We start from the raw sequence: 19943 nt of genomic DNA, 5'->3' as shown, positions 1-19943 counted from the left end.
GGGCTGTGGCGGCACGACGGTGATCCCGCCGATGCATCCTCCTCTCGACGACGAGGGCGAGATCATCCCACCGATGCCGCCGCCGCCGCCGGACGGAGAGGGGGGCGAAGCCATCCCACCGATGCCGCCGCCGATGCCGCCGCCAATGCCGCCGCCGTGCGGCGACGAGGGCGAGATCATCCCGCCGATGCCGCCGCCGGACGGGGAGGGGGGCGAAGCCATCCCGCCGATGCCGCCGCCGATGCCGCCGCCGTGTGGCGACGAGGGCGAGATCATCCCGCCGATGCCGCCGCCGCCGGACGGGGAGGAGGGCGAGATCATCCCGCCGATGCCGCCGCCGCCGGACGGGGAGGAGGGCGAGATCATCCCGCCGATGCCGCCGCCGCCGGACGGGGAGGAGGGCGAGATCATCCCGCCGATGCCGCCGCCGATGCCGCCGCCGTGCGAGTGAGGTGTTCGAGGGGCGCGCCGGTGCATCCGTTGATCTCGTGAGGTGGAAGATGGGCGAACGTGATCGCGAGCTGGAAGTTGCGCCCGAGTGGTGGCGCTGGGCCACGGAGAACCTGCTTCGTGGCGTGCCGGAAAGCGTGGTGTCGGAGCAGCTCCAGGCAGCGGGCGTGAACAGCGCGCAGGCGACGGAGCTGCTCTCGACGATCGTCCGTTCGCCCATCTTCCTCGCTGCCCGGCCCTTTGCCAGGTCGGCGCGGCAGCAGGAGATGCTGGTGCGGCTGAAGCAGAGGATGGCGTCGAACGCCCTCGATCCGACGGGGATCCCGCGGCGCTCCGGCGTGTCAGCCGCCGAGTTCCGCGACGTCTATGTCGCCGGGAACCTCCCGGTCATCCTGACCGACGTGGTGACGCGCTGGCCCGCGTTTGGCCGGTGGACGCCGGCCTATCTCGCCGAGGCGTTCGGCGACGTCGTGGTCGATGTCACGACGGGGCGCCAGAGCGATCCCGACTACGACATGCACGCGGCGCGGCACACGCAGAGCACGTCGCTGCGCGACTTCGTCGCGCGCATCGAGGCCGCGCGCACGGAGACGAACGACTTCTACATGGTCGCCAACAACCGTGTCCTCGAGCGGACGAGGCTGGGCTCGCTGCTGAACGACGTGGTGCTCCCGGACGGGTACTGCGCCGCGCAGCGGCTCCTCGGCAGCTCGGCGCTGTGGCTCGGCCCCGCCGGGACCGTCACGCCGCTGCATTACGACACGTCCAACATCCTCTTCGGGCAGGTGTACGGCAGGAAGCGATACCGCATGATCGCGCCGTTCGAGACGTCGCTGTTCGAGGGCGCGCGCGCGATGTACGCCGACCGGGACCCGGAGCAGGACCCGATGAGCCCGGTGCTCGTGAAGGACGTCGTGCTCGAGCCGGGCGAGGCGCTCTTCATCCCGGTCGGCTGGTGGCATCATGTCCGCGCGCTGGATGTCAGCATCAGCGTGGGGATCAACAGCTTTCCGTTCCACAACAACTTCGACTGGTACCGGCCGAGCAACGTCGTGTAGCTCCCGATCTCGATACGGAGCACCGCGCTTCAGGTGGCCCTGACCTGGCCCCGACCGGCGCGCGGGGCAGGGCTCGGCACCGGGCGAGGGGGGGACGGGTCTTCGACGTCCTGCTCGCCCCTCAGCAGCTCCGCGCACGCGTCCTCGGGCAGCGGGCTCGCGGCGGCCACGGTTCTGAGGTAGTCATCGGCGCTCAGGGCGGCTCCTCGCAGGAGCGAAGACGCCCCTCACTCCCGGAGGGTCTCATGAGGGTTCCGATGCACGCGATGGCGGTCGACTCGTCGGTGATGATGCTGAGCAACCTGCTCGGCATCCTGGACAAGGGGGAGGCGCACGCGCGCGCGAAGGGCTTCGACCCTGCCGTGCTCGTGAACGGGCGCCTCGCGCCGGACATGTTCCCGCTCTTCAACCAGGTGCAATTCGTCTGTTACGGCGCCGAGGACTGCGCGGCGCGCCTGATGGGCAAGGAGGCGCCGCCTCTGGACGCCGGCGAGGAGACGCTGGAGGCGCTGAAGGAGCGGATCACCAGGACGATCGCTCGCCTCGAGGCGGCGCCCGCGGCCGCGTTCGAGGGCGCGGAGGACCGGGAGATCTCCGTCCCGCTGCGCGACGACCTGGTGCTGGAGCTCAAGGGATTTGCCTACCTGAAGGACTGGGCAATCCCGCAATTCTATTTTCACCTGGTCACGGCGTACGACATCCTTCGCCACAACGGGGTCGATCTCGGCAAGGCGGACTACGTGGCCGGTCTCGGCAACGCGATCCGCAAGAGAGGCGGCGGAGGGGCGCAGGAGTAGCCGCGCCTCTCACTCGGGCGTGCCCACGGCGGGCTAGCGAAGCGCGTCGCGCACCGCCGCGTCAAGCGTGTCGAGCACGAGGCGCACGCGCGGCACCTTCCGCAGCTCTCGATGGTAGGCGATGTAGATGGGCAGCGACGGCAGCTCCGCGTCGACCTCGAGCCGCACGAGCCCCATCGAGCGCACCGCGGTCTCGGACATGAGCGCGATCCCCTGGCCCTGCAGCGCCGCTTCGAGGAGCGCGTGGTGCGAGTTCGACCGCAGGACGAAGCGCTTCGCCCCGTGAGCCGCGAGCCACGTCATCTTCGTCGTCGGCCCCATCATCCCTTCGTAACCGACGAAATCGTGGCGCTCGAACTCCGCCGTCCTCAGCCGCCCGCCCCGCAGCCTCCGCTCGACGTAGCTCGGCGCGGCGTAGAGCCCGAACGAAGCCCGCCCGACCGCGCGATGGACGACCACGGGAGACGACGACTTGCTCGAGCGCATCGCGATGTCCGCCTCGCGCCGCGCGAGGTCGACGAGCCGCGTCTCGGAGAGGATCTCGAGCTGCAGCGCCGGATACAGCCGCCGGAGCTCGCAGAGGAGCTGCGTGACGGGCCGCACGATCTCATCGCTCAGCGACACACGCACGGTCCCGGAGAGCGCCTCCTCCCCTTTGTCACGGCGGATCGCGTGTATCCCGCTCTCCATTTGCTCGGCGAGCGCCACGAGATCGAGCGCGTCGGGCTCGACCGACGTCCCCCCGTTGCCCCGGCGCACCAGCGGCCGCCCGAGCGCCGCTTCCAGCGCGTCGATGCGCCGCGCCGCGGTGGAGGTCGAGACCCCGAGCGCCCTGCCCGCGGCGAGGAAGCTGCGATGGCGGTGCAGCGCGAGGAGCACGCGGAGATCGTCCCAGAGCGGAGGGCCGGCGTTTTGCATCCGTGGAAATCGGATTACCACCGATGTCCGTTGTCGACAAGCGCGCTGGAGGCCATCTTCCAGGCATGAATGCTTTTCATTTCAAGGGCAAGACGGTGCTCATCACGGGCGCCTCGATGGGCATCGGCGAGGCGTTCGCCCGCGAGCTGTCGCGGCGCGGGGCGACCCTGGTCCTCGTCGCTCGCGGCGAAGAGAAGCTCGCCGCGCTGGCCTCGGAGCTCGGCAAGGCGCATGTCATCGCCGCGGATCTCACCGCTCCGGGCGCCGCGCAGCGCGTCTTCGACGCCGTCAGGGCCAAGGGGCTCGACGTCGATGTCCTCGTCAACAACGCCGGCTTCGGCGTCCACGGCGCCTTCGACGGCCTCGCCCTGGCGACGCAACGCGAGCAGATCGATCTCAACGTCGGCGCGCTCGTCGAGCTCACGCATCTCTTCATGCCCATGGTCGAGCGGCGTCAGGGGGGCGTCATCCAGGTGGCGTCGATGGCGGCCTTCCAGCCGATCCCGTACTTCGCGGTCTACGCGGCGACGAAGGCGTTCGTCCTCTCCTTCAGCGAGGCGCTCTGGGCCGAGTACCGCCCGCGCGGCGTGCGCGTCCTCGCCTTGTGCCCTGGCGCGACCGAGACGCCGTTCTTCCAGCGCTCGGGCGAGGTCCCGGGGACCAGCAAGAGGGCGCGGCCCGAGGACGTGGTGCGCCTCGGCCTCGCGGCCTTCGTGGCCGGCCGCGCCTCGGTGCTCCACGGCGCAGGGAACAACTTCTCCACGTTTCTCCTTCGCTTCTTCAGCCGCGAGTTCACCGTGAAGACGTTGGCCCGCCTCTTGAAGCCGCAGGCGCCCGAGCTCCCCGGCGCCGCTCGTCGCGCGGCGTGACCCCGAGGCTCCCCCGGCGCCCCGGTCGCGCGGCTGGGCGGCCGAGGTGCGCTGTCGGCCTCGATGCGTGTTTTGCTGACGCGCGGCGCCGGGCGGCAGGGCCTCAGTCGACGCTGACGGTGGCCACGGCGGTCCAGTCGTTGCGGCCGCCTTCGGAGACGAAGTGGAAGCGGAGCGCGTCCTCGTGGCGTGCCGTCGAGACGACGGCCGCGCAGGCGCCGACGAAGTCGTCGTCGTGACACGTGTCGCGGAGATCTCCGCCGTCGTCGAGCACGCCGACGCGGACGGGCGCCGCGTGGTCGCGCAGGAACGGGGCGGCGATGAGCTCGGCCAGGGTCGACGGGGAGGGGACGGGCGCGTCGAGGTCCCAGAGGCGAAGGTGCTTTGCGTCGGCGAGGTGGGCATAGAGCCGCTCGACCTCCTTGCCTGTGTCCTCCTCGACGGCGAGGGCGAGGAGGAGGATACGGTCGTCCTCGCGGGCGCGAGCGCGGGCCTTGAACGAGAGGGGAGCGCGGAGGGTGAGCACGACGGGGAAGCGGCCCGCCGGCGCGCTGAAACGGACGAGGGTGCGGCCGAGCGGGCGAGGGGGCGTGAGGCGGGTCGGGGCGCCCGGGTCAGGGGGGACGAGGAGGTATGCGGCGAGGAGGAGGACAGGCTCGGGCGCGCCGCGGAGGAGGCCGTCGTGGCCGGAGGCGAGCTCGAGGGCGGTGAGGTTGAGGCGAAGGCGGAAGGAGCGCACACGCTTCGCGGGCGGCTCGGCGGAGGCAGGTGACGCGGGGGACGCCGGGGCCGGCGCGGGGGACGCGCCGCCCTTGCGGGACTTGGATTTGCGCTTTCGGGCCATCGAGGGAGCAGGGAGATACCATGACGGGCGGCGCACGGGCGATCGGCGCACGGGCGATCGGCGCGCGGGCGATCGGCGCGCGGGGTGGCGAGGGCGCGGCCCGCGGCGCCGCTATCGGCCGGCCGGGTCCTGGCGGTAGAACGCCTTCAGCTGATCGTAGAGCTCCGGGTGCTTCGCCCTGAGCTTGCGTGGCTTCTCGAAGAAGGCCTCGGTGACGACGGCGAAGAACTCGGCCGGGTTCGTCGCGCCGTACGGGTCGATGACCGTGCGCTTGAGGCTCGCCTCGTCGCGGAGGAGGCGCTCGTACTCGCGGCCGAGGATGCGCGCCCACGCGGCGTACATCGAGCGCTCCGGCAGCTCGGGCGCGCCGTCGGCGGGGCCTTCCTCCTGGTCGAGCTGGTGCGCGAACTCGTGGAGCACGAGGTTGTGACCGTCGCTCACGTCCGCCGCGCCCGCGAGGACGCCGTCCCACGCGAGCACGACCGCGCCGCGCGACCACGACTCCCCGAGCCGCGCGCGGCCGCCCTCGACGACGACGCCCCCGTCCCGCACCTCCCGGCCGCGGGCCACATAGGTGCTCGGGTACACGAGGATGACCTCGAGCTCGGGGTAGTAGTCCGTCTCGCGGTGCAAGAGGAGGAGGCACGCCTGCGCTGCCACCGTGACCCGGATCTCGTCGGTGATCTCCAGGCCGCCGCACCCCTCGAACGGCTTCTCGGCCAGGAAGACCTGGATATGCCCGAGGAGCTCCTCTTGGTCCTCGGCCGGGAGGCGGCCGAAGCAGGGCACGTTCCGGTCGAGGATCGCGCGCCACGCGGGCGGAAAGGGCTCGCGGCGGACGGCGGCGCGCCGCCGCCTCCTGAGAAAGGCCAGCATTGGCGCCATCCTACCCGCTCGCGCGGCCCTGCCGGAAGACGGGCCATGTCACAGATCGTCCTCCTCGGCCGAGGACGGGTCATGAGCTCACGCTTCTGGGCATTCGTCGCCGCGGTCCCCCTCCTGGCCTGTAGCTCGCCAGAGCTCGCTCCCCGCGAGATCCGCGTCGCGCCGGCCCCTGCGCCTGCGCTCGTGTCGACCCCCGTGCCCGCGGCGAAGTCCGCGCCCGGGCGGACCTCCGCGCACGCGCCTGCTCCAGCGCCCCTCGCCGGGCCCGCCCCCGCCGCGGCGTCCTCCAACGCCATCGTTGCCCGCGCGCGCCTCGAGGTTGCCCGGGGCGTCACCTACGATCCCGCCTGGGTCGCCATCGGCTACCCGGGCGGCGATCCGGCCCCCGATCGCGGCGTCTGCACCGATGTCGTCATCCGCGCCGTCCGCGCCACGGGCGTCGATCTCCAGAAGATGATTCACGAAGACGTCCTCGCGCGCCGCGCCGCCTACACGACGGTCGAGCGCCCCGATCGCAACATCGATCATCGCCGCGTCGGACCGATGCTCACCTACCTGCGCGCCCACGCCACGCCGCTCCCGAGGACGTTCGACGAGGCCGCGGTGAGCACATGGAAGCCCGGCGATATCGTGGTCTGGGCCCTCAAGCCGTGCCCCGCGTGCGCACCGGATCACGTCGGCATCGTCAGCGACCGCAAGGGCCCGCGCGGCATCCCGCTCGTCCTCCACAACATCGGCCCGCGGCCGAGCGAGGATGACGCGCTCGACGCCTGGACCGTGCTCGGCCACTTCAGGGTTCAGCCGGCGGCGGCGCAGGAGGGGGTCGAGGAAGCTCGAAGCGGCTCCGGCCCGTGAGAGCCCCCGGAGCCGTCCGGCGTGACCGAGGGCGGGCCGCCGCGACCTCGGTCGGGTCGCCAGTCTTCACTTCGCGACCTCTCCCGTCTTCAGATCCAGCTTCAGATCCCGCACCACCTCCGGTTCGGCGCACACGATCTGCGGCGTCGAGCCCTGCACATCGGTCTTGATCCGTTCCTGCAGCTTCTTCGCGAGATCCCAGCTCGGCACGAACGCGGCGAAGAAGCGCTGCCCCATGTCGCGCGTCACAACGAAGCGCGCCGGTGAGAACTCCGTGCGTCCTTTGAGCGCCTTGCGCGTCAGCGGGAAGTCGTAGTCGTCCGGCGCCGTCTTGCTGAACGTGTAGAGCACAACGAGGTTCTGCGGGCACTTCGGCCCGCCGGCCCTGGGGAAGGGCCGGTTCGCCTTGGGTTTCGGCGGCGGCCCCTGCTGGAGCTGGAGGGTCCCCGGCGCCGCGCCCGCGGCCTCGCCGGCGCCGCCGTGCTTCAGGATCGCCCCGCCGGCCGCCACCCACACCGCCCCGTCGCTCCCCACGGCCACGTCCTGGGCCTTCACCCCGTCGGGCAGCGGCGCCTGCTCCCAGGCCTCGCCCTTGCGCGCGAACAGCGCCCCGTCCGCGATCACCCACAGCGTCCCGTCCGGCGCCGCCGACGCCGTGAGCACGTGCGCGCCCTTCGCCGGCGGGTCGATCCGCTTCGGCTCCCCGCCCTTGTAGCGGAGCACGCCCCCGTCCACGATCCACGCCTCGCCCTCGCCGGGGCCCGGCAGGATCAGCGTGCGCGAATCGTCGGGGCTCTGCCCCTCGAACCGCGCCGGGACGGGCAGGAGGGTCGCGCCCTTTTCGCCCGGCTTCCACACCTCCAGGGCGCTCTCCCCGCTGCAGCCGTCCCCGTAGCTCAGCGCGGTCCCATCGCGCGTCGCCCCGAAGGCCCGCGGGCGGACCTCGGCCTCCGGGTAAGGCAGCGGCGCTTCCCACCCGCGGCATGGCCTCTTCTTGGGCGCCGGCGTGATCGTCAGCCCCACCCTGGGCCCGCGCAGCGTGATGAATTTCGGGACCCCCATCATCGTCGGCCCCGCCAGCCCCACGAGCGAGCTGCCCATCCTCGCCACCCCGGTGAACCACAGCCCCTGGTCGCTCACCCGCCGCACCCAGCCCTGCGCCCCCAGCACGTAGTGCTCGGCGATGCCGGTGCGGCCCGTGGTGCCCGTCGCGATCAGGTCGAGCTGGTCAGGATAGCGCCCGTGGACGCCGATCACGGCCACCCACCACCCCGGCAGGTGCAGCCGCTTCGGGAACTCGATCTTCCCATCCTTCAGCACGCCGACGGCGGAGGCGATCTGCTCCCCTTCGGGCGTCATCAGATGGGTGGTCGACACGAGCAGCGCGCCCTCCACCGGGTGCAGCCGCAGATCGATCTCCGCCGGGACCTGCGCCACCGGCGTGAACGCCGACCTCGGCGGCGGTGCCGGCGTCGTGTCCGCCTTCACCCCGCCCGCCGCGCCCACGGTGCTCAATGCGCCTGCCGCGCCTGCCGCGCCTGCCGTACCCGACGCGCCCGGCCCCTCTGCTGCGGCCTCCGCGCGCGGCCCGTCCGCCGCCTGCGGAGCCGGCGCCGGTCCGCACCCGGCCATCGCCATCACGAGCCCGCCCAGCCCCCACCACGCCCTTCGCCTGATCATCGCTCCTCCTCCGTCCGCTCACGGCGCGAGCCTCCCCGACGCCACCCGGATCTCGCCCTCGATCTCCGCCTCGCGCAGGTCCACCCCGTTCGGGTGTGCCACCCGCTGGTAGGCCACCTGCCACGCGATCGTCCGTCCCTCGCCGGCGGCCCCGACGTCGAGCTCCACCGTCACGGGCTCCGCGTGCACCCGATCGTCGGCCACGAGCTTCCGCCCGATCGTCCCGGGCCGCAGCACGAAATGCCGCGTCAGGTAGCGCTCGTCCTGCCCCAGCACCAGCTCGTCGGGCCCGAGCGCCTCGGCCGACACCTCGAGCCTCCGGAACAGATCCCCCGTCGGGAACGCGTGCCCGGCGTTCGCGGGCGCGAGCGTCACCGCCACGCGCGTCGCCGAGAGCCGCCGCGCCGTCACCGCCACGGCGCTCCGCACGAGCGCCTCGTCCCGCGATCCTGCGAACCCGTGGCTGCGCCGCCCCCCCGGCCCGCGCGGCATGTGGCACGCCGCGCAGGGCTGGTCCGCGGCCGGCGACGCGCGGTGCTCGGCGACGGTCGACTGCATCAGCTCCGCGGCCGACCGCCCCCGCGCCGTGGGGAACGCGAACTCGTGGCAGGCCGCGCACGCGTCCGCGCCCCCGAACCGCGCGTCCCGGATCACCGCGTGCGGCGCCGCCGGCGGCGCCCCGCTCCCCGCCCACGGCGCTGCGAGCACCGGCGCCACCGCCTGCCCCGCGAGCTCGCCCTCGCCGTCGCTCGTCACGTGGCACGTCACGCACCCCACCCCGAGCGCCCCGAGCGCCTCCGGCTCTGGCTCCTCCGGCCTCGCCTCGGGCGCGTGGCAAGCCCGGCAGAACGGCATCGGCTCGATCGCGAACGCCCGCCGGTAGGCCGGCTCGGTGTTCGCCCGGTGGTGGAGCGACGCGCGCCACTCCCGCGCCACCTCCTCGTGGCACCCCTCGCAGGCCCGGTTCGCGCTCACCGCCGCCCCGAGCCGCGCGCGCGCCGGCCTCGGCATGGGCACCCGCGCCGCCTCCGCGGCCCCAGGCAGCGCGCTGCCTGTCGGCGCCTCGACCTCGCCTCTCGGCCGCGCGGGCGCGTCCGGCGCGGCAGCGCACGCGCCCGCGAGGGCGCCCGCGATCAGCAAGCCAAGGCCAGGTCCACAGCGCGGCACAGCGATCGTTGCGGCTACAACACCCCCGCCGCTGCGTCACCTCCGAGGCACCCGCGCGACGCCGGCCGCTCCGCCACGGTGTCCGCCGGCGCAGGCGGCGCGGCGCCGTAAGATCCCGCGGGCTACGGTGTTTCCATGTCCATGAAAGCGCGTACTCTGGTCCTGTGCCCCCTGCTGCTCCTCGCCACGGGCTGCGCCGCTGGGGAGCCCGAGCCGGCGGGGCCCCCTCGCCCGGGCGCGGACAACCCCTGCGCGCCGGGGGGAACGCCGCGGCCTCCCCGCCAGCACGTCGTGGCCACCACGGTCACGCCGGATGGCCAGATCGTCGACTGGATCCCGGTCGAGTCCCAGACGCCCGACGGCAAGATCGCCACGCCTCCCGCGGGGCCGACGGGCCCGGAGGGAGCCAATCCCCCGCCGCCAGCGAGCCCGGACGGCGCCGCGCCGGCGCGGTCTCCGGCGGCGACCACCGTTCAGCTCGGGCCGAGAGGTCCGGCCGGCACGGTGCCGGTGCTGCGCCCCCGGCGACCGCAGTGCGATTGCTTGCCCGGGTATGTCCAGCAAGCCGACGGCTCGTGCGCAGCGCTTGCGTCGCGCTGCTCGGGCGAGGGAGGGATGGCGTCGAGCAAGTCGTTCACGACCTGCTGCCCGGATCTCACGCCCATCGCGAGCATGGAGCGCGTCGACGGTGCGTGCGTGACCACGGCGCCCGACGCGCACCTCTGCGCGAAGTGCGGCGACGGCGCCTGCGGCGCGGGTGAGAACGACTGCAATTGCCCGGGCGACTGCGGTGGAGCCCGGCCCTGAGTGACCCGACCCAGGTTGAGCGTGCCGACCCAGGTTGGGATGGCGGTGGGATGGCGGGGGTAGCTACAACCTTACTACCCAGCTTCGACGGCAGAGGCCGCGGCTCTGGCAAGCGTCTCGGAGAGCGAGGCGACACTGCCAGCAGTCCCCAATGGATGCTCACCCTCGAACCCTGCCTGTCTCCGGGTACCGCGCCCACAGGAAGCCGATCTTCGGCCGGGGCGTGTCCGCACATGAGGCAGGCTATCAGCTTGGCTTGCGACGCTTCGTCGGGTCGTACTCCTCCTTGCTCTTCCACATGGACAGAGCGATGGCAGCGATCTTGCGCGCCAGGGTGAGCTAGAGCGACAAACGGGTTGAAACCCCGAAAAAAAGCAGAAATTTCACAGGGAGGCGAGGAGGCGGGGAGCGAGAGACGGCGAGAGGGAGAGATTCTTTTTTTTCTTCCTCCCCGCCTCCCCGCCTCCCTGTGAAATTTCTCCCGGTTTCAACATGATAGATGGGATGAGGCAGCCCACGCGGCGCCTGGACCCACGATGAGCTGCTCAGCAGGTCATTCGCGCCCTCTCGACGCCCATCATTGAGGTCTGAGATCGCGTGTTGATGCATCCAGCGGATGAACGCCGGAGCCGATGCCGTCACGGCCGACGGCGCTGGCGCGTCCAGGCCCGTCCCTGGTACCGGAACGGAACCGGCAGAGGACAGGAGAGGCGAAGAGGGCAGCCCGTCCCTGGTCCACCGCGCGCGCCGGAGGTCGTCGGATTTCTGACGGGCTCGTGATCAAGGCGCCGCCGCGCGGGCATCCAAGGGGTCGCCGTCCGACGTTCGGCGCTGGTGGTGCGGAGAGACACAATGCTTTCGGCGTGGGTACAATTTTCGAGGCGTGAGTCGCCCCGCAGGCTGTGGAGTGAAGGCGGCCCCTTCGATGCATGGATGAATTATTGATATAGCGTGGTTTTCCAGGAGGGCCGGATCGCAAAGAATGTTCTGTCAACCCAGGGCAGGTCCCAAAGGTGGGGCTTGACGTCTCCGAAACGTTTGGAATTCCATCCTCCCATAGAAGAGACCGCTGCGCCCTACGCCGGCGGGCCACTCACCACGATGTAGGCAGACAAGGACATCTTTACATCGGCGACTCGTCGAACGTCTGCGAGGACTCGATCGTCCATCTCAATGACTTCGCGTAGAAGGCAAAGGCTTCTTTCGTCGTACCGTCGAGGGTCAAATAGGGAATCGGCTTCGGCCTGCTCCTGGCCCCTGGCGTGGGCGAAGGGGACGATTACCAGCTGCGGCCGGAGGGATGGATGCCATCGAAAAGGACGCAGAGAGCTCGTTCGGAGGCAGGCCGTCGAAGCAGCGCACCGGCTGCACGCCCGGCGCATTCCGCAAGATTCGAGATCGCGCAAGTGCCGAGAAAAGTCCACATGAGCGGTGCGCGCAGCGCGCGGACGCCACGAAATAGGAAAAATCGACTTGAAGACGACCGGCAAACTGGGGAATAACCTCGGCGACACTCGCGGGTCGGGCCCTCGTCCGCCATCCCATCGCCCGACCCCGGCGGGATCCTGCTTCACGACCCCCTCACGAGGAGCGCTCAACATGCGTCTACGCACTGCACGTCCCACGATCTCTTTGGCCTTGTTCGCAGCGCTGCCTTGGGCGCTCGCCGCCTGCGCCACCGGAGGAGGCGGATCGGATCCTACCGGTTCGGCAGGGAGCACTGCCGTCGGCACGGGGGGCGTCGGCGGCAGCGGCACCGGAGGGGCGCCGACGGGCACTGGCGGCAGCGGCACCGGAGGGGCGCCGACGGGCACTGGTGGAGCGCCCTCTTCGGGCAGTGCCCCGACCGGGACGGGCGGCGACGTGGCGACGGGCGAAGCCAGCACCGGTGGTGGGGGCCCGGTCGGAACGGGCGGAGCGGGAACCGGTGGTACCGAGAGCAGTGGCGCCGGCGGCAACGCCGTGAGCGGCGAGTGGGGCCAGGTGGAAAACCCTGGAGCCGGGTGCACCGTCGGACCGATGCCGAGCGTCGCTTCGCTCACGGCGAACGCGAAGCTGCCGGACCCCTTCAAGAAGATGGACGGCAACCGCATCGCCGCCAAGAGCGAGTGGGCCTGCCGGCGCGAAGAGATCCTCCAGCAAGCCTACAAGTTCATCTACGGCGACAAGCCCGTCCCGGCAGAGGGATCCGTGTCCGGTACCGTGAGCAACAGCAGGATCACGGTCGAGGTCAACGATGGCGGCAGCGCCTCGTTCAACCTCACCGTGAACATGAACGGGGCGACGGCGCCCGCCCCGGCCATCATCGGCTACGGCGGCCTGAGCGGCATGCCAGTTCCGAGCGGCGTCGCGACGATCACCTTCACCGCGGTCGAGTCGACGGGCGGCAGCGGCGCGAAGAACGGGCCGTTCTACAGCGTGTACGGCTCGGACCATCCCGCGGGTTACCTCGCGGCACAGGCCTGGCAGATCAGTCGCGTCCTCGACGTCTTGGAGCAGAACCCCGGCGTCATCGATCCGCACCGGGTGGGTGTGACGGGTTGCTCACGCTGGGGCAAGGGTGCCTTCGTCGCCGGCGTGCTCGACAACCGCATCGCCTTGACCATCCCGGTGGAGTCGGGTCTCGGGGGCACGATCGGCCTGCGCCTCGTCGAGGTGCTCGATAGCTACAGCGGCTCCGAATGGCCCTATCATAGCATCAGCTACGTCCGCTGGCTTTCGGAGGTGGCGCTCGGTCAGTTCACCACGGGCAATAGCGCTGGGGCCGACAACACGAACAAGCTGCCCGTCGACATGCACGAGATGATGGGCCTCATCGCTCCACGCGGCCTCTACATCGTGGACAACCCGAGCACCATGTACAACGGGCTCGATCGGAACTCGGCGTGGGTCACCGCCAACGTCGGCAAGATGATCTTCGAGGCGCTCGGCGTCGGAGACCACATGGCCTACACGGGCGCAGGTGGGGGCCACTGCAGCTGGCGCTCGCAGTACACTGCATCCCTCAACGCCATGGTCGACAAGTTCCTGAAGGGCAACGACGCCACGGCGACGGGCAATTTCGCTACGGACCTGCCCAACCGCCCCAACCACCTGGACCACATCGACTGGACACCGCCGACGCTCACCGGCGAGCTTTGATCCAGCGCAGAGGTAGCCCATGAATCATAACTCGTTCCTCTCTCTCGGGGTCGCCCTGGCCCTGACGCTGGGCGCTTGCGGCCCTGGCCAAGACGGTGACGCCACGGGCGGCACCGGAGGTGGTGGAGCCTCGAGCGGCGCGGTGGGCTCGGGCGGCCAGAGCCCCGCGGGAGGCGCCGGCGGCGCGCCGCAAGAGACCGGCAGCGCCTCATCGAGCGGCGCCAGCGGCGGCGCGACGCCGACCGGCGGGGCGGGGCCGAGCGGCGGCACCTCCAGCGGCGGTGGACCCGGAGCGGGCACCGGCGGAGCGTCGGGGTCGGGCGGCGGTCCGGGTGGCGACTGCACGCGCGAGCTCCTGGATGGCCTCCTGGACGACTACTTCGCCGCCCTCGCCGTCGGGGATCCTTCCAGCCTACCCCTGGCAGAAGGCGTGAAGTTCACCGAAAACGCCATGCAGGCCGAGATCGGCACGACGGACTTCTGGAAGGACGCTGGCGAGGTGAAGCATTCGCAGCGTGCCCTGGATACCGAGGCGTGCAGCGCCGGCGCTCAGGCGGTGATTCCGGAAGGCGGGATGGATCTTCCCGTCGCCCTCCGCATCAAGGTGGAAGGCTCGGAGATGACGGAGATCGAGACGATCGTCGTCCGCCCGGGCGACTACACGGCATCCTTCGCGGTCGCCTCGAATCCCGCCGCGATCATCGCCATCTCGGACGACATCGGTTGGCACGACGAGGTCCCGGAGGCCGAGCGGGCCACCCGGGAAGAGCTGACGAGCTGGATCGACAAGTACTTCCGCGCGTTCCCCTCCGGGGTCTGCGACGTCACGGGAGCCTGCAAGCGCCTGGAGAACGGGGGCGGCAACTTCTCTTGCCGCACCGGAGCATCCTGCAGCGCCGGCGATCCTGGGTCCGGCGGCGCCTTCATCCCGCGCGTCATCCTGGCCGACGAGGTGCGCGGCATCGCCATCGGTTTCACCATTTTCGACTTCATGACGGACGGGCATCTGGACATGCATATGATCAAGATGTCCGGCGGTGAAGTGCACGCCGTCCACGCCATCCTGCGCGACACGAACGGCGTGTCCGGCTGGGAGTGATGGCGACCTCCCTCGCCGCTCGCGTCGAACCGCCGCCCGGTTGACGAGTTCGTCCCTGGCTCCGCGAAGACGTCAGGCCCGAGGAGCCCCTATGCGTCGCGTGGCGGTCGGCCCGGTCGGCCCAACCTGGGTGGGGGTCGGCCCAACCTGGGTCGGGTCGCCGATTTCCTCGTCCCCCGTATCCTGCCGGCCGCGCCGTTCGTTGGTGGGCCATGACGACGACAACCCCGACCGAACGACGCCTCTACGTCTCCATGATCACCTCGCTCGATGGCTACATCGAGGGGCCGAACCGCGAGCTGGACTGGTTCCAGGACGGCAACCCGCAGTTCGAGCGGTACTGCGACGAGATGATCGACTCCGTCGGCCTGGCCGTGTACGGCCGCGCCTCCTACGAGCTGATGCTCCAGTACTGGCCCGACGCCGAGGCTCACCCGCGCTCGCCGCAGGACCTTTCGTTCGCGCGCAAGATGAACGCCCTGCCCAAGGTGGTGCTGTCGCGGACCCTGGCGCACGCCGCGTGGGCCAACACCCGCGTGGCCCGTGACCCCGAGGAGATCGCCGCCCTCAAGCGGCAGCCCGGCAAGCCGATCGTCGCGTGGGCCGGCGCGGCCCTTGTGTCGACCCTGATCGAGCACCGCCTTGTCGACGAGTTCCGTCTGGTGGTGCACCCGGTGGTGCTCGGCGGCGGCACACCGCTGTTCGCGCGCCGCGACCGGCGCCTCGCGCTGCGGCAGATCCGGACCCAGAACCTGGGCGGTGGGCTGTCGGTCCTGTGCTACGAGCCGGTCTGGGCATGAGACAAGAGCCGGGCGACCTCCGCGGGCTGAGCGACGACGTCAAGGCATCGTGGCAGCGGTTCCTCGATGTGTTCGAGCCGCTCCGGCCCGAGCTGTACCGCTATTGCCGCTACCTGACCCAGAGTCCATGGGACGCCGAGGACCTGGTGCAGGACACGATGGCCCGCGGCTTCGTCACCCTCGGCACGCTGTTTCACGAGCTGCCCAACCCGCGCGCCTGGCTGTTCCGGGTGGCATCGAACCTGTGGATCGACCGCGCCCGGCGGCGTCGGCTAGAGCGCGACGCGCTCGCCGAGCCCGCGGCGGCGCGTCCGGCGCCGGGGCAAGCCGTCGACGAGCCGCACGAGCCGCGGGCGTCACGCGAGGCCGCCGGCACCCTTGTCGCGCACCTGTCGCCCCAGGAGCGCGCGGCGGTGGTGCTCAAGGACGTGTTCGATCTCTCGCTCGAGGAGGTCGCCGCGGCGCTCTCGACCTCGGTCGGCGCGGTCAAGGCGGCGCTGCACCGCGGCCGCGGCAAGCTGGTGGCGCCCGAGGCCGACGAGCCCCGGGCGCCCGCGCCGGGCGTGCTCGACGCCTTCTGCGCCGCCTTCAACGCCCGCGACCTGCCGGCCCTGACCTCGCTGCTCCTCGACAGCTCGATCACCGAGATCGTCGGCGTGGTCACCGAGTACGGGCGCGAGCCCCCGGCCGATCCGCACACCGGGTCGTTCGTCGGCAGCCTCTCGCCGATCACGACCACCGACGCCGGTGGGGTCGATGCCCGGCACCTGGTCGGCTACCTCGGCGGCCCGCCGCGCTGCGAGGTGCGCGAGCATCGCGGCGAGCTGTTGCTGCTCTTCTGGTTCGATCACGACACCGGCCCCGCGGTGCGCACCGTCTGGACCGCCGAGACCGACGGCGATCACCTCGCCCGCCTCCGCAACTACTTCTTCACCCCCGATGTGATCGCCGAGATCTGCCGCGAGCTCGCCGTGCCCTTCCGCACCAACGGCTATCGCTACTGGATCAACGATTAGCCCGAGCTCTCGAGAGAGCGCCGGCGTGCGCTCAATCGATATGGAAGTCGATCGTCATCGGGTTCCCATCGCGGGTGATGCTCAGCGCGATGTGGTCGGCGGTGCCGAGCCGCGCATAGGCCTCGAGCGCCTTGGACACGTCGCTCAGCTCGAACCCGTTGATGCTGGCCAGCTTGTCGCCAGTCTTCAGGCCGAGCATCTCGAGCAGCGAGCCGCCGCGGATCCGGGCGAGCTTGACGCCTCCCGGCTCCGGCGCGATGCGCACCGAGCGCATCAGATCGGACTGCTTCTCCAGGATCGCGCCGACGGCGCTGCGCTCCACGCGGAACTCTGTATCGCTGATCTTGCGGATCTTCGACGCGATCTCCGGCGGAACCGTGGACGCGGCCGGCCTCCGCGCAGCTCCGGAAGGGGCCGGCTCCGGCGAAGGCGGGGCTCCCGGGGCGCCCGCGGGCGCCGGCTTGCCACCGAGGACGGCCTGGCATCGCGCGCCGCCGGTCGTGAGCCAGACCCGGTCCCACCCCACCGTGTGAACCGTTTTCCCGCTGACCTCATCCCCCTGGCGACGCAGGATCGTCTTGCCGTCCGAGCCGGTCATCGCGGCGAGAGACCACGACGCGTCGTCCGCTCGAACGATGAGCAGCGCCCGGGTGGCGTCGCACGCCGGGTCTTCGTACGGGTCCTTGTTCTCCGCCAGCACCTCGGGGCTGACCGGGCTTGTCGCCTTGCCGTCGAGCGGGCCCGTGACCGAGTCGAAGGGGTTGCGCGACAGGATCAACGCCGCGCTCGTGGCGTGAACCTGTTCGAGGCGCGCCGCGGGCGGCGTCCCGCGAGCGGTCGGCGCGCGCGGCGACGGCGAGGAGGCGATGCTCCATGCGACGAGGTGCCCGATGCCCGCCGCCTGCAAATAGGCAGCCAGCGCGATCATCAGGCAGAATGCCACGCCCCGATACCGCTTCAGGAACATGTCGGATCCCATACGCTCACGGCCGCGCTAGCGAGCGTCGTGCCAGACGGCGAGCGTCTCGATCGCCGCGGCGCTGCGCGCGCGCAGCGGGCTCGCGCGCCACTCTGGCACGCGGGCCGGGTGGATCGCCGGCCGGCCTTGCCAGAGTGGCAACTACGCGTTCGCCTTCTGCTCGGCGCTCGCCGGAAAGCGAGCTTCCAGCCAGGCGCGCCATCGTGGCTCGAGCTCCGCGGCGATGTCGGCCGCTCGGTCGCCGTAGAAGAACAGGCTGACGGCGACGCGCGCCTTGTTCTCCCAGCGGTAGCTCCCGAGGAGCGCGATGCCCTGCGCCGGCTGCTCGAGGCGCAACAGGACTTCACAGGTCTCGTCGTCTTGCTGGACGTGCTCGATGGTGCCGGTGAGCGGCGGGGCACCTGCCGGCGCCGATCGTCGCTCACCCAGGTTGGGGCCGTGGACGCCGAGCGCGGTGGCGAGCTGCTTCCAGACCTCGGCGTGCGTGCCAGGGGCTGCGCGCAGCGCGCGCGCGGCGGCGGCGTTCTGGCCCGCGAAGTGACGCAGGTACAGGCGCAGGATCTGGAAGAAGCCGGGCCAGCCGCTCTCGAACCCCTCGATCTCATCGTCCCAGGAGTCGCTGGTCGAGAACAGGCTGTGCACGAGCCGCACGACGCACCTGTCGCCCGAGCGGCTGGCGATGACGAACTCCGACGCGAGGGGCGGCGCGTTCTCGCTCCAGCCGTGCTCCTCGTAAACGAGGCGCGTCGGCGGCTCCCACGCCGTGATCGTCCCCGAGGACGTCACGCCCTCGCCGAAGGTGAACTCGACCTTCCCGCCGGCGCGCTCGTCCACGGTGGTTGGCGCGAACCAGGCGCTGATGCCGGGGCCCGTCGCGATGGCGTGCCACACCTGCTCCGGCGTCCCGGGCACCAGGAACTCGAGCTCGACCCAGCGTTTTTGTGCGTCGCTCCTTATCGGCATGTCTTCTCCTCTTTCGGTTCATCGCTCGGCTTCGGATAGGCCATCACGAGCAGGCGGTGGTCGCGCCCGCCGGCGGCGTTCGCGTCGTGGTATCGCGCCACGAGCTCGGTGATCGCCTTGCTGAGATCGGCGGTGAAGGCGGCGCGCTCCGCGGCCGACGCGAACCGGATCTCCGTGTCGATCGAGAGCGTCGCCAGCCGCTTCTTGGCGTCGAGCGCGCGGCGCCACAGCCCGCCGACCTCGCGAACGACGCGCGCGGCGAGCGCGATGAGGTAGCTCGCGGAGAGGCGATCCACGGTCCGCCGTGGATCCGCGGCGACAGGCCCCAGCGCTCCCGGCGATACGACATAGGCGCTCGCGGTCGCCACGAACAGGCGCTCCGTCAGGCCGCCCCACTTGCGCTCGCCCGCCGCCCGCACCAGCTTGTGCGCTTCGAGCGCGCGCAGGTGATAGTTGACCTTCTGGCGCGCCAGGCCCACCCGCTCCGCGAGGTTTGCGGCGGAGGCCGGCAGCGCCAGCTCCGAGAGCAGCCGGCTCCGGACCGGGTCGAGCGCGATGACCGCCACGGCAGGGTCCTCGATGACCTCAACGTCCAGCACATCGACCATCCTGGGTTGACAACTTTTGTTGTCAAGGGTCGCAGGTGGGGTCGTGCCGGCGGTCGCGAGCTTAGCCGTCGGGCGGCTCTGCTTTTATGATGCGGCACATGGCATCGTCTTCCGCCTTTGCATCGGGTCCGTGTCACCGCGCCGTCGGCATGCGGCCGGCTCTCCTGCGGCTCCTCCTGGTTGCCGCGCTCGCTGGATGCGGGGTCGAGCAACGCAGCTTCGTCAACGGGGGCCAGGGCGGCGCCGGCGGGACAGGCGGCGCCGGCGGGACAGGCGGCGCCGGCGGGACAGGCGGCGCCGGCGGGGGCGGCGCGAGCAGCGACAGCGCTTCGAGCACCGGTTCCGGCGCAAGCTGCACGGTGTCGTCGGATTGCCCGGCCCCGGCGGAGCCGTGCCAGATCCCGGCGTGCGTCGACGGCAGGTGCGGCGCGGCGCCGCTGCCGGAAGATACCGAGATCGCGCCGACAGCGGGCGACTGCCAGCGCATCGTCTGCGATGGCCGCGGCGCCCAGGTCGTCGTCGCCGCCGACGAGCCCGGGGACGACCGCAACCCGTGCACGTCGGACACCTGCGACGGGACAGCGCCCCTGCACTCGCCCGTGCCAGGGCCGTGCCCGGGGGGAAGCTGCGACGACGCCGGCCAGTGCGTGCCGAGCCAGTGCGCGCGCGACGTCGACTGCGGCGCCTCGACGGAATGCTACCGGTATACCTGCGAGAACGGCCTCTGCGCGGAGGGGCCCGTGCCGGCAGGGACCTTGTGCAACACGCTGCAGGATCAGTGCGACGGCGCGGGCCGTTGCGTCGACTGCGTGAACAGCGGCGGGTGCGGAGAGTGCTGCGTCTGCGCTGCGGGCGGGACGTGCGTCCCGGCGTGAGCCGCTCCCGGGGCCGCGGCCCGGCCCAGGTTCGTCGCCGCGCCCACGCTCGCGGGCGGCCCGCGCTTTCTTGCGCCGCCGGCGTCGCTTGCCGCTAGCATCGCGGCATCGTGCGTCCGCGCGCCCGCGCGC

At 71.5% G+C, this 19943-nt stretch carries 19 protein-coding genes; 11 read left to right on the top strand and 8 right to left on the bottom strand.

The features are described 5' to 3' along the window. Positions 1-31: 31 nt before the first annotated feature. The 3 genes from WMF36_RS35095 (at position 32) to WMF36_RS35085 (ending at position 2305) form a co-directional block, all read left to right on the top strand. Entirely contained in the window at positions 32-451 is a 420-nt protein-coding gene (locus WMF36_RS35095; protein ID WP_437575167.1) for a hypothetical protein, read from the top strand. 49 nt (positions 452-500) lie between these two features. After that, a complete protein-coding gene (locus WMF36_RS35090; protein WP_437575166.1) occupies positions 501-1508 on the top strand; it encodes a cupin-like domain-containing protein in 1008 nt (335 codons plus the stop codon). Positions 1509-1753: 245 nt separating this feature from the next. Continuing rightward, on the top strand, positions 1754-2305 hold the full coding sequence (locus WMF36_RS35085) for a DUF1993 domain-containing protein (RefSeq protein WP_437575165.1): 552 nt from the start codon (positions 1754-1756) through the stop codon (positions 2303-2305). Positions 2306-2338: 33 nt separating this feature from the next. Here WMF36_RS35085 and WMF36_RS35080 read toward each other — a convergent pair whose 3' ends face one another. Further along, entirely contained in the window at positions 2339-3223 is an 885-nt protein-coding gene (locus tag WMF36_RS35080; protein ID WP_437575164.1) for a LysR family transcriptional regulator, read from the bottom strand. 65 nt (positions 3224-3288) lie between these two features. Here WMF36_RS35080 and WMF36_RS35075 point away from each other — a divergent pair, with 65 nt between their 5' ends. Then, the gene (locus tag WMF36_RS35075) at positions 3289-4092 is read left to right on the top strand and encodes an SDR family NAD(P)-dependent oxidoreductase (protein WP_437575162.1); all 804 of its coding nucleotides are present in this window, start codon (positions 3289-3291) and stop codon (positions 4090-4092) included. Positions 4093-4195: 103 nt separating this feature from the next. Here WMF36_RS35075 and WMF36_RS35070 read toward each other — a convergent pair whose 3' ends face one another. Together WMF36_RS35070 and WMF36_RS35065 are read right to left on the bottom strand one after the other, a co-directional pair. Further along, entirely contained in the window at positions 4196-4936 is a 741-nt protein-coding gene (locus WMF36_RS35070; RefSeq protein WP_437575161.1) for a hypothetical protein, read from the bottom strand. 111 nt (positions 4937-5047) lie between these two features. Beyond that, on the bottom strand, positions 5048-5812 hold the full coding sequence (locus WMF36_RS35065; protein ID WP_437575160.1) for a zinc-dependent peptidase: 765 nt from the start codon (positions 5810-5812) through the stop codon (positions 5048-5050). Positions 5813-5893: 81 nt separating this feature from the next. Here WMF36_RS35065 and WMF36_RS35060 point away from each other — a divergent pair, with 81 nt between their 5' ends. Continuing rightward, a complete protein-coding gene (locus WMF36_RS35060) occupies positions 5894-6676 on the top strand; it encodes a DUF1287 domain-containing protein (RefSeq protein ID WP_437575159.1) in 783 nt (260 codons plus the stop codon). 66 nt (positions 6677-6742) lie between these two features. Here the strand turns inward: WMF36_RS35060 and WMF36_RS35055 are convergent, their stop codons facing one another. Next, positions 6743-8356, bottom strand: a complete 1614-nt coding sequence (locus WMF36_RS35055) for a hypothetical protein (RefSeq protein WP_437575158.1) — start codon at positions 8354-8356, stop codon at positions 6743-6745. A gap of 18 nt (positions 8357-8374) precedes the next feature. Continuing rightward, the gene (locus tag WMF36_RS35050; RefSeq protein WP_437575157.1) at positions 8375-9496 is read right to left on the bottom strand and encodes a multiheme c-type cytochrome; all 1122 of its coding nucleotides are present in this window, start codon (positions 9494-9496) and stop codon (positions 8375-8377) included. A gap of 162 nt (positions 9497-9658) precedes the next feature. Between WMF36_RS35050 and WMF36_RS35045 the strand changes: the two genes are divergently transcribed. The 5 genes from WMF36_RS35045 to WMF36_RS35025 all read left to right on the top strand — a co-directional run bounded on the left by WMF36_RS35045 (position 9659) and on the right by WMF36_RS35025 (position 16386). Continuing rightward, entirely contained in the window at positions 9659-10330 is a 672-nt protein-coding gene (locus tag WMF36_RS35045; RefSeq protein ID WP_437575156.1) for a hypothetical protein, read from the top strand. Between the two features lie 2019 nt (positions 10331-12349). Beyond that, the gene (locus WMF36_RS35040) at positions 12350-13471 is read left to right on the top strand and encodes a glucuronyl esterase domain-containing protein (protein WP_437575155.1); all 1122 of its coding nucleotides are present in this window, start codon (positions 12350-12352) and stop codon (positions 13469-13471) included. 19 nt (positions 13472-13490) lie between these two features. Continuing rightward, complete coding sequence (locus WMF36_RS35035) at positions 13491-14570, top strand: hypothetical protein (RefSeq protein WP_437575154.1); 1080 nt, start codon at positions 13491-13493, stop codon at positions 14568-14570. 212 nt (positions 14571-14782) lie between these two features. After that, on the top strand, positions 14783-15370 hold the full coding sequence (locus WMF36_RS35030) for a dihydrofolate reductase family protein (RefSeq protein ID WP_437575153.1): 588 nt from the start codon (positions 14783-14785) through the stop codon (positions 15368-15370). Beyond that, a complete protein-coding gene (locus tag WMF36_RS35025) occupies positions 15367-16386 on the top strand; it encodes an RNA polymerase sigma factor (RefSeq protein WP_437575152.1) in 1020 nt (339 codons plus the stop codon). The genes WMF36_RS35030 and WMF36_RS35025 overlap by 4 nt, the downstream gene beginning before the upstream one ends. A gap of 31 nt (positions 16387-16417) precedes the next feature. On the opposite strand, the gene gspC is transcribed toward WMF36_RS35025, so the two are convergent. The 3 genes from gspC to WMF36_RS35010 all read right to left on the bottom strand — a co-directional run bounded on the left by gspC (position 16418) and on the right by WMF36_RS35010 (position 18927). Further along, positions 16418-17353: a type II secretion system protein GspC gene (gene gspC, locus WMF36_RS35020; protein WP_437575151.1), complete on the bottom strand. Its 936-nt coding sequence runs from the start codon at positions 17351-17353 to the stop codon at positions 16418-16420. A gap of 153 nt (positions 17354-17506) precedes the next feature. Further along, positions 17507-18328 carry an SRPBCC family protein gene (locus tag WMF36_RS35015; RefSeq protein ID WP_437575150.1) on the bottom strand — a complete coding sequence of 274 codons (822 nt, stop codon included), beginning with the start codon at positions 18326-18328 and terminating at the stop codon, positions 17507-17509. Then, a complete protein-coding gene (locus tag WMF36_RS35010) occupies positions 18319-18927 on the bottom strand; it encodes a helix-turn-helix domain-containing protein (RefSeq protein WP_437575149.1) in 609 nt (202 codons plus the stop codon). The genes WMF36_RS35015 and WMF36_RS35010 overlap by 10 nt, the downstream gene beginning before the upstream one ends. A 107-nt stretch (positions 18928-19034) precedes the next feature. On the opposite strand from WMF36_RS35010, the gene WMF36_RS35005 reads away from it, so the two are divergent. Beyond that, positions 19035-19811 (top strand): hypothetical protein, encoded by a 777-nt coding sequence (locus WMF36_RS35005; protein ID WP_437575148.1) that lies wholly within the window; start codon positions 19035-19037, stop codon positions 19809-19811. The last annotated feature ends 132 nt before the right edge of the window (positions 19812-19943 follow it).

The sequence above is a fragment of the Sorangium sp. So ce887 genome, from assembly GCF_051521455.1.
Classification (GTDB): Bacteria; Myxococcota_A; Polyangia; order Polyangiales; family Polyangiaceae; genus Sorangium.
The sequence above is the reverse complement of the archived record's forward strand: the minus strand, read 5'-3'. Positions and strand labels throughout refer to the sequence as shown.